This is a genomic window from Hydrogenothermus marinus (assembly GCF_003688665.1).
Taxonomy (GTDB): domain Bacteria; phylum Aquificota; class Aquificia; order Aquificales; family Hydrogenothermaceae; genus Hydrogenothermus; species Hydrogenothermus marinus.
This window is the reverse complement of record NZ_REFO01000011.1, coordinates 182,151-197,523: the sequence shown is the minus strand read 5'-3', so window position 1 is coordinate 197,523 and position 15,373 is coordinate 182,151. Positions and strand designations below refer to the sequence as shown.

The 15,373-nt window shown below is 28.3% G+C and carries 20 protein-coding genes; 4 read left to right on the top strand and 16 right to left on the bottom strand.

Annotation, left to right across the window (positions count from 1 at the left end; all coding sequences use genetic code 11):
- Nucleotides 1-7 precede the first annotated feature (7 nt).
- From secG to CLV39_RS03970, 12 genes are all read right to left on the bottom strand, one after another.
- Nucleotides 8-304, bottom strand: coding sequence for a preprotein translocase subunit SecG (gene secG, locus CLV39_RS04025; protein ID WP_121922954.1), 297 nt, complete (start codon nt 302-304; stop codon nt 8-10).
- Nucleotides 305-306: 2 nt separating this feature from the next.
- Nucleotides 307-1,077 (bottom strand): triose-phosphate isomerase, encoded by a 771-nt coding sequence (gene tpiA, locus CLV39_RS04020; RefSeq protein ID WP_121922953.1) that lies wholly within the window; start codon nt 1,075-1,077, stop codon nt 307-309.
- A 1-nt stretch (nt 1,078) separates the two neighbouring features.
- Entirely contained in the window at nt 1,079-1,693 is a 615-nt protein-coding gene (locus tag CLV39_RS04015) for a 2,3-bisphosphoglycerate-dependent phosphoglycerate mutase (RefSeq protein WP_121922952.1), read from the bottom strand.
- 100 nt (nt 1,694-1,793) lie between these two features.
- Nucleotides 1,794-3,116 (bottom strand): chromosomal replication initiator protein DnaA, encoded by a 1,323-nt coding sequence (gene dnaA, locus CLV39_RS04010; RefSeq protein WP_121922951.1) that lies wholly within the window; start codon nt 3,114-3,116, stop codon nt 1,794-1,796.
- 119 nt (nt 3,117-3,235) lie between these two features.
- Nucleotides 3,236-3,520: a DUF2103 domain-containing protein gene (locus tag CLV39_RS04005; RefSeq protein WP_121922950.1), complete on the bottom strand. Its 285-nt coding sequence runs from the start codon at nt 3,518-3,520 to the stop codon at nt 3,236-3,238.
- Nucleotides 3,521-3,550: 30 nt separating this feature from the next.
- The gene (fsa, locus tag CLV39_RS04000; RefSeq protein ID WP_121922949.1) at nt 3,551-4,207 is read right to left on the bottom strand and encodes a fructose-6-phosphate aldolase; all 657 of its coding nucleotides are present in this window, start codon (nt 4,205-4,207) and stop codon (nt 3,551-3,553) included.
- Complete coding sequence (locus tag CLV39_RS03995) at nt 4,208-5,545, bottom strand: M23 family metallopeptidase (protein ID WP_121922948.1); 1,338 nt, start codon at nt 5,543-5,545, stop codon at nt 4,208-4,210.
- Nucleotides 5,542-6,312, bottom strand: a complete 771-nt coding sequence (gene hisF, locus CLV39_RS03990) for an imidazole glycerol phosphate synthase subunit HisF (protein ID WP_121922947.1) — start codon at nt 6,310-6,312, stop codon at nt 5,542-5,544. Before hisF ends, CLV39_RS03995 begins: the two co-directional genes overlap by 4 nt.
- The gene (locus CLV39_RS03985) at nt 6,302-6,661 is read right to left on the bottom strand and encodes a toprim domain-containing protein (protein ID WP_121922946.1); all 360 of its coding nucleotides are present in this window, start codon (nt 6,659-6,661) and stop codon (nt 6,302-6,304) included. Before CLV39_RS03985 ends, hisF begins: the two co-directional genes overlap by 11 nt.
- Nucleotides 6,658-7,137, bottom strand: a complete 480-nt coding sequence (locus CLV39_RS03980) for a response regulator (protein WP_121922945.1) — start codon at nt 7,135-7,137, stop codon at nt 6,658-6,660. Before CLV39_RS03980 ends, CLV39_RS03985 begins: the two co-directional genes overlap by 4 nt.
- Before the next feature lie 9 nt (nt 7,138-7,146).
- Nucleotides 7,147-7,980, bottom strand: a complete 834-nt coding sequence (locus tag CLV39_RS03975) for an MqnA/MqnD/SBP family protein (protein WP_121922944.1) — start codon at nt 7,978-7,980, stop codon at nt 7,147-7,149.
- A 77-nt stretch (nt 7,981-8,057) separates the two neighbouring features.
- Nucleotides 8,058-9,554 (bottom strand): leucyl aminopeptidase, encoded by a 1,497-nt coding sequence (locus CLV39_RS03970; protein WP_121922943.1) that lies wholly within the window; start codon nt 9,552-9,554, stop codon nt 8,058-8,060.
- 59 nt (nt 9,555-9,613) lie between these two features.
- On the opposite strand from CLV39_RS03970, the gene aat reads away from it, so the two are divergent.
- The 3 genes from aat to trmD all read left to right on the top strand — a co-directional run bounded on the left by aat (nt 9,614) and on the right by trmD (nt 11,708).
- Nucleotides 9,614-10,321: a leucyl/phenylalanyl-tRNA--protein transferase gene (aat, locus tag CLV39_RS03965; RefSeq protein WP_121922942.1), complete on the top strand. Its 708-nt coding sequence runs from the start codon at nt 9,614-9,616 to the stop codon at nt 10,319-10,321.
- Nucleotides 10,322-10,401: 80 nt separating this feature from the next.
- Nucleotides 10,402-10,809: a desulfoferrodoxin family protein gene (locus tag CLV39_RS03960; RefSeq protein WP_121922941.1), complete on the top strand. Its 408-nt coding sequence runs from the start codon at nt 10,402-10,404 to the stop codon at nt 10,807-10,809.
- Nucleotides 10,810-10,946: 137 nt separating this feature from the next.
- Nucleotides 10,947-11,708 carry a tRNA (guanosine(37)-N1)-methyltransferase TrmD gene (gene trmD / locus CLV39_RS03955; protein WP_121922940.1) on the top strand — a complete coding sequence of 254 codons (762 nt, stop codon included), beginning with the start codon at nt 10,947-10,949 and terminating at the stop codon, nt 11,706-11,708.
- Nucleotides 11,709-11,724: 16 nt separating this feature from the next.
- Here trmD and hpf read toward each other — a convergent pair whose 3' ends face one another.
- From hpf to pyrF, 3 genes are read right to left on the bottom strand one after another with little or no spacing between them, the layout of a single operon-like run.
- The gene (gene hpf, locus CLV39_RS03950; protein WP_121922939.1) at nt 11,725-12,291 is read right to left on the bottom strand and encodes a ribosome hibernation-promoting factor, HPF/YfiA family; all 567 of its coding nucleotides are present in this window, start codon (nt 12,289-12,291) and stop codon (nt 11,725-11,727) included.
- Nucleotides 12,288-13,595, bottom strand: coding sequence for an RNA polymerase factor sigma-54 (gene rpoN, locus CLV39_RS03945; protein ID WP_121922938.1), 1,308 nt, complete (start codon nt 13,593-13,595; stop codon nt 12,288-12,290). Before rpoN ends, hpf begins: the two co-directional genes overlap by 4 nt.
- Entirely contained in the window at nt 13,595-14,284 is a 690-nt protein-coding gene (gene pyrF / locus CLV39_RS03940) for an orotidine-5'-phosphate decarboxylase (protein WP_121922937.1), read from the bottom strand. The genes rpoN and pyrF overlap by 1 nt, the downstream gene beginning before the upstream one ends.
- A gap of 133 nt (nt 14,285-14,417) precedes the next feature.
- On the opposite strand from pyrF, the gene CLV39_RS03935 reads away from it, so the two are divergent.
- A complete protein-coding gene (locus CLV39_RS03935; protein WP_121922936.1) occupies nt 14,418-14,753 on the top strand; it encodes a (2Fe-2S) ferredoxin domain-containing protein in 336 nt (111 codons plus the stop codon).
- A gap of 33 nt (nt 14,754-14,786) precedes the next feature.
- Here CLV39_RS03935 and gmhA read toward each other — a convergent pair whose 3' ends face one another.
- On the bottom strand, nt 14,787-15,365 hold the full coding sequence (gene gmhA / locus CLV39_RS03930) for a D-sedoheptulose 7-phosphate isomerase (protein WP_121922935.1): 579 nt from the start codon (nt 15,363-15,365) through the stop codon (nt 14,787-14,789).
- Nucleotides 15,366-15,373: the final 8 nt, after the last annotated feature.

The window sequence follows — 15,373 nt, the reverse complement described above, 5'->3', positions numbered from 1 at the left end:
CCAATTTTTATTTTTTTTCTGTTTTTACAGGTAAATTAGCTGGTATATCTGTAAATTTAGGTTTATGTTTATAATGATCAATTAAAGATAAAGTTAAAACTATAGCTAAAAATATTCCTCCAAGCCAGTATGTAAGTTTTGTTAAAAAATTAGATGCTCCTGCTCCAAGTACAGCAGCTGCAGCACCTGAGCCAAAAACTGCTCCAATTTCTGCACCTTTTGTTTTTTGCATAAGTATTAAAATTACAAGAAGTATCCCATCTATAATAAGTAATATAGATAAAATTGTATATAAAAGCTCCAAATTTATTCCTCCAAAGAGTTTATTATTATTTTATAAAATTTTTCAGGATCAAGACTTGCACTACCTACTAAAAAACCATTTATATTTTCTTGTTTTATTAAATCAGTAGCATTTTCAGGTTTAACACTTCCACCATATAATATTCTTGTTTTATCATCATTTCCTTTAGACATCTCATTTATTAAACTTCTTATAAATCTATGAACTTCTTCTGCTTGTTCAGGAGTTGCTGTTTTTCCTGTACCAATAGCCCAAACTGGTTCATAAGCTATATCAATATAAGGCATATCTTTTTCTATTCCTGCTAATCCTTTTCTTATTTGATTTTCAATAACATTTAATGTTATTCCTTGTTCTCTTTCTTCTATTGTTTCTCCGACACATAATATAGGTCTTATTCCATGCTCTATTGCTGAATACATCTTCTTATTTATAAGTTCATCTTTTTCTTTGAAAATATGTCTTCTTTCAGAATGACCAAGTATTACATAATCAATATTTAGCTCATTTAACATAATTGGAGATATTTCTCCTGTAAAAGCTCCTTTTTCTTCAAAATACATATTTTGAGCACCTAACTTAACATTAAACTCTCCTTCTTTTTTAGCTGCATCTAATCTTATAGATGCAGAAGAAAGAGCTGTAAAAGGAGGAGCTATCATTATTTCTACATTTAGAATATCTTTAACAGAAGGTAAAAATTTATCTAAATAATCAAGGGTTTCTGCACAAGTTTTATGCATTTTCCAGTTTGCCGCTATCAAATATTTCATATTAATCCCCTAAATGTCTTATTTCTTTGTTCAAAAGTTTTCCATTTTCATCAAGTTCATAAACTATTGGTGTACCTGTTGGAATTTCTACTTTTACTATTTCTTCAGGAGATAAATTTTCTATATACATAACTATACTTCTTAATGAGTTTCCATGGGCAGAAACTAAAACATTTCTTCCATCTAAAATATCTCCCATAATTGTTCTTTCTAAAAATGGTATTGTTCTTGCTGCTGTATCTTTTAAAGATTCTCCTTCTGGTGGAGGAATATCATAACTTCTTCTCCATAAATGGACTATCTCTTTACCCCATTTTTCTCTTGCTCTATCTTTATTTAAACCTTGAAGTGCTCCATAATGTCTTTCATTCAAAGCTTGATCTTTAATTACAGGAATATAAAGACCTATTGTTTCAAGGATTATTCTTAATGTTTCTTGTGCTCTTGTAAGCATTGAAGTATAAGCAACATCAAATTTTATATCTTTTAAAAGTTCTCCTGCTTTGTAAGCTTCTTCTTTACCTTTTTCGGTTAATGGTACATCTATCCATCCTGTAAATCTGTTTTGTAAATTCCAAACAGATTGACCATGCCTAACTAAAACTAATTTTGGCATTTATATACCCCTTTAATTTTTTTAGTTTATTTTTATTATATCAAGACTTGTTTATTTTTTCTTTTACTTAGAATTAAGAAAGGATTAAATCTAAAAATTTTTAACTTGTAAGTATTTTATCTCTTAGAAATTCTACTGTTAATTTAAATTTTCTATCTTTTTCCATCTGTTTTTTTACTTTTTCTATTGCATTTATTACAGTTGTATGATCCTTTTTCTTGAAAGCTTTTGATATTTCATTTAAAGATTTATCAGTTAAATATCTAGCAAGATACATAGCTATCTGTCTTGCCATTACTACTTTTTTCTTTCTTGAAGAGCCTAATATCTCATTTATATTAACTGCAAAATAATTAGCTACTTCTTTTTGTATTTTTTCTATTGAAAATTCTTCAATCTGCTTTATTTCTAAAATATCTTTTAAGACTTCTCTTGTCATATCAAGGGTTACAGGCCTTTCCATTATTTGACTATAAGCCTTTAACTTAGTTAAAGAACCTTCAAGTTCCCTTATATTTGTGTTTACTGTTTTTGCAATAAAAAGCATTACATCATAAGGAATATCCATTTTAAATTCTTGTGCTTTTTTCTTTATTATTTTCAGTTTTGTTTCAATATCAGGTGGTTTAACCTCAACTACTAATCCACTTGCAAATCTACTTAACAATCTACCTTGAATTCCTTTTAGTTTTGAAGGTGGTGTATCTGATGATAAAATCACTTGCTTTCTTATTAGATGTAAAGCGTTAAATATATAATACAACTCAATCTGAGTTCTTTCTTTTCTTACTAAAAACTGGACATCATCTATAAGTAGTAAATCTATATTTTTATACTTTCTTCTAAAGTCTAAGATAGAACCTTTTTGCATATATGCTATAAGTTCTGACATAAAAGCATCTGCAGTAGTATAAATAATATTTGCATCTGGATTTTTAGAAAGCATATAGTGGGCAGTAGCGTGTAATATATGGGTTTTCCCAAGCCCTATATCTCCATATATAAAAAGAGGATTATAAATATTTCCCGGATTTTCTGCTACTGCTATAGCTGCTTTGTAGGCTACTTTATTACAATTTCCAATAATAAGATTTGAAAAGGTAAATTTAGGATTAAGATTTATTGGTTGTGCTAATTTTTCTTTTGGAAGCTGTTTTTCTATTTTTCTTTTTTCTTTTTTTAATTGGATTTCTTCTTCAGATATTACTTCAACAATTAGATTTTTTCCTGTTAATCTATAAAGTATTTTCTTTATATCTTCTTTATAGTTTGAATCAAGCCAGTCTCTATAAACTATATCTGGGGTATATATTTTAAATTTATTATTTTCTAATTTTGTTTTATGTATTCCCTTCAAAAGCTTTAAAGAATTTTTATCTATATTTGGAGCCATTGAAGAGACAATATCACCCCAGATATCCAAGTTAAAAATCACCCCTTTTTTGTTTTTTTGGAGGAAAATAATAACTCTAAAAAATTTAAAATTAAAGTGAAAAATTTTTTTGACGAAAAATTTTTTTATGCTAAAATTTGATAATTTTTTTATTCAAAATTTTCTTTTATAAATTTTTTTAAATCTTCTCTATTATTAGTAATTACAAATACTTCTTGGATTGTAGAGCCTTTTTTTAAAAGAAGTTTTGCTCCAGACTGTGTATCATACTGATAAGTAAGTCTTATTTTGCCTGGCCTTCCTTTTGGAGTTGTTTTTATTCTACCCGGTATTATAGAATCTGCTAAACCTTCTTTTATTAATTGGTTTAGTACAGCCTCTCCATCTTCTATAATATGATGTTCTTTCTTAATACCCTTTTTTCTGTATTTCATTGTTTATAAAAAAAGGGAGAAAACTCCCTTTTAAAATGGTTTATTAGGTACAGATTCCCAATCTTTTAAAAATCTTTCAAGTCCTATATCTGTAAGTGGATGTTTTACAAGTTGAGATATTACTTTAAATGGTATAGTTGCTATATCTGCTCCAAGTAATGCAGATTCTATAACATGAATTGGGTTTCTTACTGAAGCAACTATTATTTCTGTATCAAAATTATAATTATCCCTAATATTTACAATATCAGAAATTAAATCCATTCCTGTATGGCTTATATCATCAAGTCTTCCAACAAAAGGAGATATATAAGATGCTCCTGCCTTCATAGCAAGTAATGCTTGTGCAGGAGAAAATATTAAAGTAACATTTGTTTTAATTCCTTTATACTCAAAATGTTTTACTGCTTTTAATCCATCTAATGTCATTGGTATTTTTATTACAACATTACTTCCAAATTCTGCTAAATATTCTCCTTCTTTTATCATTCCTTCATAATCTGTGCTTGCAACTTCAAGACTTACAGGTTTATCTGGTACTTCTTCTAATATCTCTTTAACAACATCCATAAAAGGTTTTCCTGTTTTAGATATTAAAGTTGGATTTGTCGTAACACCATCTAATATTTTTAAAGAGTTTGCCTCTTTAATCTCATCAATATTTGCAGTGTCTATAAAAAATTTCATCTATTTTTCACCTCCATATAATTTCTTTATTTTATTATACTCATTTTCAAATCTTGTTTTTATCCATCTTCTATCAAACCATTCTATAGGATGAACTTCAAGACCTTGAACTAAAACACCAAAATGTAAATGATCTCCTACTGCTAATCCTGTTGTGTCTGTTATTCCTATCTCTTGTCCTTTTACAACAGTATCTCCTACTTTTACTTTACTTTCTGCAAGATGAGAATATAAAGTAAATATACCCATTCCATGCTCTATTATTATTGAGTTTCCATAAATTCCTAAGAATCCTACAAATCTAACTATTCCATCATTTGCCGCTTGAACAGGAGCATTTTTTATAGATGCTAAATCCATACCTTTATGGTAAGCATCTGCTCCTTTTATTATTTTTCCTTTATATCTATATTTTCTATAATCAGCAAAACCACCTAATCTTTTAGAATTTTTCAGTTGTAAAAATCTTCCATGGAACATTGGCTTTATTATTTTTACATCAGATGTAATTTGGTGGATTTTGTCTTCATTTCTTTTCCTAACTTCTACATTAACATATTTAAATAGCTCTATAGGATCTTGAATATCTTTATCTGAAAGGGGTCTTACTTTTGTTTCTATAAATGTATCTGTTATATTAACTATTGATCTTTTATATCTAACTTTTTTGAAAAAATACATTAAAGAGTTTTGAGAACTATTCCCTGCTTTATCAATAGCATAAACTATAATAGGTTTCTTTGTATTCCAGTAATAAGGATATGGAAATGCACAACCATATATATTTGGATTTTTAAAAATTCCATTAAAACATTTAAAGTCTAAATCTCCTACTTTAACGCCAGTTTTTTCTATGTCTTTTGATGTTCTATAAAATACAAATCCTGTACCACCATTTATTATAGTTGCAGGAGAAGACAGAATACTTAAAGTTGGTGGAGTTAAATCAACCTTTACAGGTATTTCTAATGTAGTTTTATTTTTTAGCAAGGAACCATCTTGAGCAATTATTAATATTTTTGCTTTACCTTCTCTTAGTCTTAGCTGTCTTGCTTTTATATCTAAGGAATAATCTTTTTCCTTTATTCCCTCTGGTACATTTTTATCTTCAAATATTTTTATATTTTTTTCATTTTGAATTACAAAAACTTCTACTGATTTTATACCTGGATTATTATCCTCTACTTTAAACTCTATATGTTTATTTGCACCTACAAACTGAGGTTTTTCTTTAAAAATAACCTTAGGTTTTGTAAAATCTATAATTCCTACAAAATATGCATAACCAATAGCTATTAAAATTATTATCAATAATATTAATAAAGATTTCTTTTTCATATTTCCTCCACAGGTCTTATATTTATTCCTTTTTCTAAAAGATAATCTTTTACTTCTTTTATTGTAAGTTCTTTAAAATGAAATAATGATGCTGCTAATGCAGCATCTGCTTTTCCTTCTTGAAAAACTTCATAAAAATGCTCTTTTTTACCAGCACCACCAGAAGCAATTACAGGAATAGATACTGTTTCGCTTATTTTTTTTGTTAACTCTACATCATATCCTGATTTTGTACCGTCTTTATCCATTGAAGTTAAAAGTATTTCTCCTGCTCCTAAATCTTCAACTGCTTTAGCCCATTCTATAGCATCTTTCCCTGTTTTTGTTCTTCCACCATTAATATAGACTTCCCATTTATTTTCTTCTACTTTTTTTGCATCTATTGCTACTACTATTGTTGAAGATCCAAATCTTTTTGCTGCTTCTTCTACTAAAATAGGTTCTTTTACTGCAGCAGTATTTATTGAAACTTTATCTGCTCCACTTTCAAGAAGTTTCCTTATATCCTCTAAACTTCTAACTCCACCTCCAACTGTAAGAGGCATAAAAACAGTTTCTGCAGTTTCTTTTACAACATCTAATATTATGTCTCTATCTTCTGCTGAGGCAGTAATATCTAAAAAAACGAGCTCATCTGCTCCAGCCTCATCATAAGCTTTTGCTATTTCTACAGGATCTCCTGCATCTATAAGATTTACAAAATTTACCCCTTTTACAACTCTTCCTTTATTTACATCAAGACATGGGATTATTCTTTTAGCAATCATTTAATTCCTCTATAGGTAAATTTTCTATCTCTTTTATATTAAAATTTTTTAAATACTCTCTAAAAGATATTTCTACAGGAATTCCTTCTCTTTCTAAAATAAATTTGAGTTTATTAAATATTTTTTCTCCTTGTTTATCTAAGTCTAAAAGAAGTATGCAAAGCTTACAGTATTCAAGGTCTTCTACCACATCATAAAATCTTTTTCCTTTTAATGAGTATAGATTTTTTACTCCTAAGTTAGAGAGGGTTTTTATATCATTTTTTCCTTCTACAATTACATAAACTTCTGGATATCTTGAATATTCTACAAGTTTGTTTTTCCATTCTTTTAAAGAGTTAAATATCATTTTCCTAATAATTTTTTGAATAGATTAATAATCTTTTCAATAATCCTTTTTAAAGAGGATCTATCTGCTTCAGTAGTATGAAGTCTTTCTTTTACATACTCTTCACCTTTTTCCTTTTTCAATATTTCAACTATTTCTGTCAGAACTTCAAGAGGATTGAATGGCTTTAACATTATAGAAGAAACACCCATTTTTTTAAAATATTCTTCTTCTTCCTCTGTAATTTTAGTAGTTAATAATATAATTGGAATATCTACATTTTTTTCTTTTACTATGTTTAAAATTATTGCAATAGGCTTATTTTGAGTATATTTTTCTGTTATAATTCCATCGATATCAACTGTTTCAGACTTATCTAAAAAATCTTCAGCTTTCATTATATCGTCAAAATATATTATTTCTGACTGACTGAGTTTTGCTACCTCATTAAGAACCTCATATGTTTCTGGATTTTCATCAATTAATAAAATCCTCATAGCTTTTACCTACACAAATTTGATCTCTGGTATATCTGGAATTAAATTTAAATTTTTTGCTTCATTTAAAAATAATTCTATAGCTTTTTTCCCTCTTTGGCCATAATCAACTGTTAAATCATTAACATACATTCCAATGAATTTATCTGCTTTTTCTTTTGTCATATCTCTTGCAAATTTTAAAGCATAATCAACTGCTTCTTCTCTATGTTCTAAAGAATATTTTATACTTTCTTTCAATATCTCAGATATTTCTTTCATTACTTTTTCGCCTAAATCTTTTCTTATAACATTTCCACCAAGAGGAAGAGGTAGTCCTTCTGTTTTCTCATACCACCATTTTCCAAGGTCAACTATACATTCTAAACCTTCATCTTTGTAAGTAAGCTGTCCTTCATGGATTATTAATCCTGCATCTACTTTTCCTTCTTTAACAGCAGGAATAATTTGATCAAAAGGTATCACTTCATAATTGAAATCTTTAGATTCTAAAAATAATTGAAGTGCCAAGAATGCAGATGTTAATGTACCAGGTACTGCAATTTTTTTATTTTTTAGCTGATTTATATCAAATTTTTCTTTTGCGACTACCATAGGTCCATAATTATCACCCATAGATGCTCCACTTGATAAAAGAGCATATTTATCAGCAACATAAGGAAATGCATGGATAGAAATAGCTGATACTTCATATGTACCTTTTAAAGCTTCTTTATTTAAAGTTTCTATATCAGATAAAACATCTATAAATTCATAACCTTTTGTATCTATTTTTTTATGGTTTATTGCATAAAACATAAAAGCATCATCTGAATCTGGGCTATGGGCTACATGTATTCTCATAAAAAACCTCTATAAATTTAAAATTTAACTAATATTTTAACAAAATTTACATAAAAAGGGGGAATAACCCCTTAAATTTATTTTGCTTTTTTTAATAAAAACTGAGTGATTGTTCTAACAGGAAATCCTGTTCCACCTTTTGGATGATAGTACCATCCTGATGTTGTATGGGCAGGTCCAGCTATATCTATATGAGCCCAAGGAATATTTTCTGGCACAAATTTTTCAAGGAATAAACCAGCTGTAATAGCTCCTCCGTATCTTGATTTTCCAATATTATAAACATCTGCATTTGGAGCTTTTATACTTTCTCTAAGCATATCATTAAATGGAAGTTGCCACATCCATTCTCCTGTTTTTTCTGACACTTTTAAAATATTATTAATTAATTTTTGATCATTTCCCATTATCCCTGCAGTATATTCTCCAAGTGCTACCACACAAGCTCCAGTTAAAGTTGCCATATCTATTAATATATCTGGTTCTTGCTCTGATGCATAACAAAGGGCATCTGCTAAGGTTAATCTTCCTTCAGCATCTGTGTTTCCTACTTCTATAGTAACTCCATTTTTTGCAGTTAATATATCATCAGGTCTATATGCTTTACCATCTGGCATATTTTCTGCTGCTGCTATAACACCATGAACTTCTATACCTTCAGGTTTCAGCTGCCCTAAAGCTTTAAATATTCCAAGAACGGCGCAAGCTCCTGATTTATCAGATTTCATCCATCTCATATAATCACCTGGCTTTATATTAAGGCCACCACTATCAAATGTTAAACCTTTTCCAACAAGGGCTATTTTTTCTTTTGGATTTTTTCCTTTATATACTAAATGTATAAATCTTGGAGGATTTGCACTGCCTTTTGCTACTGCAAGATAAGCATTCATTCCCATTTTTTCACATTCTTCTTCATCATAAACCTTTACTTCAATTCCATACTCTTTCCCAAGTTCTAAAGCTATCTCTGCAAGTTTCTCAGGATTTATAACATTTGGAGGTGTATTTACTAAATCTCTTGTAAAGTTTTGAGATTCAGCTAATATTTTTCCCAGCTCTACTTTTTCTTCTGCTTTTTCTTTGTGTTTTTTACTTACTCTTATATTTAAACTCTTTATCTCAAAATCATCTTTTTTAGATTTATATTTATCAAAAGAATAACTTCCAAGTATAATTCCTTCTACAATCGCTTGAGCTAAATCTTCTTCATTTTCATTTACATCAAGTTTCTTTAAATCAAATAATATTTTAGTTGCATTTATTCCTTTAGCTACTTTTACAGCATTTGCACCTACTCTTCTAAAAATATCAAGATCTGCTTTTTTCTTGCTACCTGCACCTATTAAAACTATATATTTTGCTTTTAATTTTCCAAAAGTAGGAACTACTAAGCTTTTTCCTAAATCACCATTAAATTTTTGATCTTTTTTTAATTTTGAAATTGCATTATTTAGTTCTAAATCTAATTGTTCAACTTCTTCAGAGAAATTTTTCTTATCAGAAAATACAGGAATAAAAAGAGCATCCACTCTTTGAGTATTTATTTTTCCACTAAAAACTTTTATATCCATTGATTTTTACCTCTTTTTATATATTTAATATTAGTTATTATAAACGAAAGGTTTTAAAAATGAAATTTATTATTGATAAAAATAATCCAGATATTTATTTCCCAGACCCTTATTTCGCACCTGATGATTTTCCTTTGGCTTATGGTGGAGATTTATCTGTAGAAAGATTAATTTTTGCTTATAAAAATGGCATTTTCCCTTGGTATAGTGAAGATGAGCCTATTTTATGGTGGAGTCCTAATCCAAGAATGGTGTTATTTCCTGAAAATCTAAAAATCCAAAGAAGCTTAAAAAAAGTATTAAAAAAGAATAAATTTGAGATTAGATTTGATGAAAATTTTGAAGATGTTATTAAAATGTGTGCTACTGTAAAAAGGAAAGGACAAGATGGAACTTGGATAACTACGGAGATGATAGAAGCATATATAAACCTTCATAAAATAGGTATTGCTCACAGTGTAGAAGCGTACATAGATAATAAGCTTGTAGGTGGACTTTATGGTGTTTCAATTGGTAGAGCATTTTTTGGAGAATCTATGTTTCATATAGTTTCAGATGCCTCAAAAGTTGCTTTTGTCTATTTAGTAAAAAAACTACAAGAATGGAAATTTGATATTATAGATTGTCAGCAAGCAACAGTTCACATGGCTAGATTTGGGGCTATAGAAATTCCTAGAAATCAGTTTTTAGATATATTGAAAATTTCTACAACAAAACCAACATTATTAGGTAAATGGGATAAAGACTTCCAAGAAATAATAATTTAATTAATGATAAATATCATTTAGAGATACATATATTAGAAATAAAATAAAAACCAAAATTAAATACTTAAGGAGGTATGAAAATGCCAAAAATAAACAACTATGTTGATATTTCAACAATTGACAAAGAAGCTAAAAGAGACTATATTGACAGACATTCTCCATTTGTTCATGTTGAAGGAGAAGCAGTAAAAGGACAAAAATTAAAAGTTAAAGTAAAAGTTGGTGAAGAATATTGTCATCCTGATGATTTTGATCATTACATTGCTTGGGTTCAACTTTGGGATGGTGATACTTTCTTAGGACAAGCTACATTTGTTCCAGGAACACAAGGAAACCAATGCTCTCAAGCTGAAGTTGATTTTTATATTGTTCCTACTAAGAAAAAAATGAAACTCCAAGCTATGAGCTACTGCACAAAACATGGTCTCTGGCAAGGTCCAGAAGTTGAAGTAGAAGTTAAAGAAGCTGAAGAACCAGTAGGTGCTTAATATATTTTAAAAGCCCCTTTTTAAAAGGGGCTTTAATTTTATTCAAGTCTTTCCTTTCTCATTTAAATCATCATAATTATAAAATCATTAATTTTAGTCTTTTTGTAATTTCCTAAAAAAGATATAATTTATTCATTATGAAAAAATTTTTCACAATATCTATATTCCCACAACTTATTGAAGGATTAAAAGAGACAGGTATTATAAAACAGGCTATAAAAAAAGGATTAATATCTATTGAAAATATAAATCCACGAGATTTTACTACTGATAAACATAAAACTGTAGATGATGTAGTATATGGCGGCGGCCCTGGTATGCTTTTGAAACCAGAACCTATTTTTAAAGCTTATGAAAGTATATTAGAAAAAGGATATAAACCTTATGTTTTAATTACAGAGCCTTGGGGAAGAAGATTTAATCAAGAGTTTGCAAAAGAGCTTTCTAAAAAGGATGAAATATTAATTATTTGTGGAAGATATGAAGGAGTTGATGAAAGGGTAAAAACAATTGTTGATGAAGAGGTTTCCATAGGAGATTTTATTTTATCAGGTGGTGAGCCTGCTGCTGTTGTAATTATAGATGCAGTATCAAGGTTAGTTCCCGGTGTTGTAGGTGATGAAGATAGTTTAAAAGTGGATTCTTTTTCTGACAATCTTTTAGGGTATCCTAATTATACAAGGCCTGCAGAATATAAAAATATGAAAGTACCTGAAATTTTATTATCTGGGCATCATGAATTAATAAAAAAATGGAGAAGATGGAAACAGCTTGAAAAAACATATAAAAAAAGGCCTGATTTATTAGAAAAAACAAACCTTTCAAAAGAAGATTTAAAAATGCTGGAATTTATAAAAAAAGGAAAAACATTTGAAGATATTTATAAAAAGGGGACATAAGCCCCTTTTTTTTTATTTAAACTCCTGGTGCTATAAGTCCATAGTTCCCAGCTTTTTTTCTATATATTACATTAATTTCACCTGTTTCTGCATTTCTAAAAGGTAAGAAAAATGCTCCCATTTCTTCAAGTAATAGTCTTGCATCATCAACTGTCATAGGTTTTTCCATAGGTAAAGGCTCTAAAGTAATTAATGGTTTTTTTATGCTTTCTTCTTCAACTGCAGTTCTTCTTTCTTGTTCTTTTAGTTTGGCAAGTCTTCTTCTTTCTTCTACTCTTCTTGCTTTTAATCTTACAAGCTGTCTTTCTACTTCATCTATTACAAAATCTATAGCTGCATATAAATCATTGCTTTCCTCCCATGCATGAATTACTCCACCGCCTGGAGTATTAAAATAAATATCTATATCTACTCTATTTCTATGTCTATGTTTTTCAAAATCATAGGTTATTTTTACAATAACAGAATCTTCAGATATATCAATATCCTTCAAATATGGCTTTAATTTTTCCAGTTTATGCTCTGCATAATCTTTAATAAAATCTGTAACTTGGATGTTTTTTCCTACATGTTCAATCTTCATTTTTTCTTCCTCCTTGCAGTTGAATTTGGTATTTTTAATTCTTCTCTATATTTTGCTATTGTCCTTCTTGCTACTCTAATTCCATATTCTTTTCTAAGTACCTTAGATATTCCTTCGTCACTTAAAGGTTTTTTCTTATCTTCTTTTTCAATAATCTCTTTTATAAGATATTTTACTTTTTCTGAAGATATATCTTGACTGAGCTTGCTTACTTTTGAAGCAAGGAAAGATTTTAAAGGAATAACCCCAAGAGGCGTATATGCATATTTATTTGAAATAATTCTACTAATAGTTGATTCATGTAATTCAACTTTTTCAGAAATATCTTTTAACGTTAATGGTTTTAAATATGCTTTACCTTTTTTTAGAAATTCAGTTTGGGCTTCTACTAAAGCTTTTGTTATCTTTTCTAAATTTTCTCTTCTTTGTTGAATCCCTTTAATTATTCCTATTGCTTTTTCCAATTTTTCTTCTAAAAACTTTTTAGTTTCTGGTGATAAATCTTTTTTATTAATTAATTTTTTATACTGAGTAGTTAATTTTAAATTAGGAATACCTGTTTCATTTATTTTTATATCAAATCCATCTTCTTTTTCAACAATAAATATATCAGGTTCTATATATTGAACATTATCCAAAGATAAATCAAAAGTTGGATATGGTGTAAGTTGCTTTATATTACAGATTTTGTCCTTTAATTCCTCTTCATGAATAGAAGAATATTTTTCTTTTAAATATTCAATATCATTTAGATAAAAAGCATCTTCTTTAATAATTTTTTCTACAACTTCATCTTTTCCATATCTTTCTTCATATTGAGTAATTAAATATTCCTCTATGCTTTTAGCACCAATACCAGTTGGTTCTAATTTTAAAACCCTTTTTCTAACTTCTTCTACTTTTTCTTTTGAAACTTTAAGCTTATTTGCAATATCTTCTATATCTACATCTAATAAACCTTTTTCATCTAAATTTCCAATAATTTCTCTTGCAATATCTTTTTCTTTGCCTTCAAATTCTAAATCTATCTGAAAATCAAGGATATCAAAAAGTGTTGGTGTATAAGCTATTCTATTAGATAATGAAATCTCTTCATCTTCATTATAATAAGAAGATAAATCTTTTAAAGGCATATAATCAGATTCTAAATTTGCTATCTCTTCTAAAAATGGATTTTCCTCAAGCTCATGTCTTATTTCTTCTTTAAGTTCTAATTTATTTAAAGTTAAAATTTTTATCTGTTGTTTTAAACTTAAAGTAATTACAAGCTTATTTGAAAGTTTTAAATTTAAAGTTTGTTTCATTAATTTATTCTTTCTTTTATTTCTTTAATTTTTTTATTTGGATCTTTTGCTTTTATTATAGGCCTTCCTACAACAATAATATCGGCTCCAAGATTTATAGCTTCTTCTGGTGTTAATACTCTTTTTTGATCATCTCCTTCTATTTTTTCAGTTCTTATTCCCGGTACTACTGCTATAAATTCTTTCTTTATGTCTTCTTTTATCTGTTTTACCTCTTCTGCAGAGCAAACAATGCCATCTATACCTATATTTACTGCATTTTTTGAAAGTTTTAAAGCTAATTCTTTAATAGAATATTTACTACCTATATAATCTAAATATTTTTCATCATGACTTGTTAATATTGTAACGCCAAGTAATTTTAAATCTGAATCCTTCTTAGCTTCAACTGCTTTTTCTAACATTTTAATACCACCTAAGGTATGAATTGTCAAATAGTCTGCTCCTGTATAAAGAGCCGCTTTTACCCCATTATAGACTGTATTTGGTATATCATGAAGTTTTAAATCTAAAAACAGGTCAAAACCTCTGTTTTTTACAAAATCTGTAATATCTGTACCATACTTTATGAATAAAGAGTATCCAATTTTAATAATTATATCTTTATCTTCAATATTATATAAAAATTTTTCTGCTTCTTCTATAGTTGTAAAGTCTAAAGCTACTGCTAACCTTTTTTTCTTTTTCATATTTTTAAGTTTAAGCTCCTTTTAAAAATTTGCCAATATATTTTAACAGGAAAAGAAAAATCTAACTTAAATCATTTTTTTTTAGTAATATTTAGATTTACAATTTTAAAAAAATTTTCAAGGAGGAAACTAAATGGCAGATCAAACTTTTAGACATGTTTTTGTATGTATGCAAAATAAACCACCAGGAATGCCATCTTGTGGAGCTCAAGGCTCTGACAAAATATTTACTAAGTTTCAAGAAGTTTTAATGACTAAACCAGAATTAATGAGTAAAATGGCAGTAACTCCAACAGGATGCTTAGGGCCTTGTATGTTTGGTCCAAATGTAGTTGTTTATCCTGATGCAGTTTGGTATGGAAGGGTTACTCCAGATGATGTAGAAGAAATTATTGAAAAACATATCTTAGGTGGGGAGCCTGTAGAAAGACTTATAACATCTAAAGGAAAACCTCCAGGAATGTTTTAAAAAAAATGAGGGCTTTTAGCCCTCATCATATATTTAAGATATTTCTCCTGTTAAATACATATCTATTATTTTGCATAATGTATGTTCTAAGGTCAGATGAACTTCTTGAATCCTTGCAGTATTATTATGAGGAACAATAAAGGCTTTATCTACTATATTTTTTAGTTTACCACCATCTTTTCCTAAAAATCCTACTGTAAATAGATTTAATTCTTTTGCTTTTTCTACTGCTTTTATTACATTTTTTGAATTTCCACTTGTTGATATTCCAATAAGAATATCTCCTTTTTCTCCAAGAGCTTCTACTTGTCTTGAAAATATTTCTTCAAATCCATAGTCATTTCCTATAGCTGTTAAAGCTGAGGTATCTGTTGTTAAAGCTATAGCAGGATAACCTTTTCTTTCTTTTTCAAATCTTCCAACTATCTCTGCGGCAAAATGCTGACTATCTGCAGCACTTCCACCATTTCCACATATTAAAATCTTATATCCCATTTTAAGCCTTTTAGCCATTAAAATACCAAGATTTACTATATCTTCAGAGTATTGATAGGCAAACTCTTCTTTAAGTTTTGCACTTTCTAAAAATATTTTCTCAACAAATTCTTCCATCTTTTACC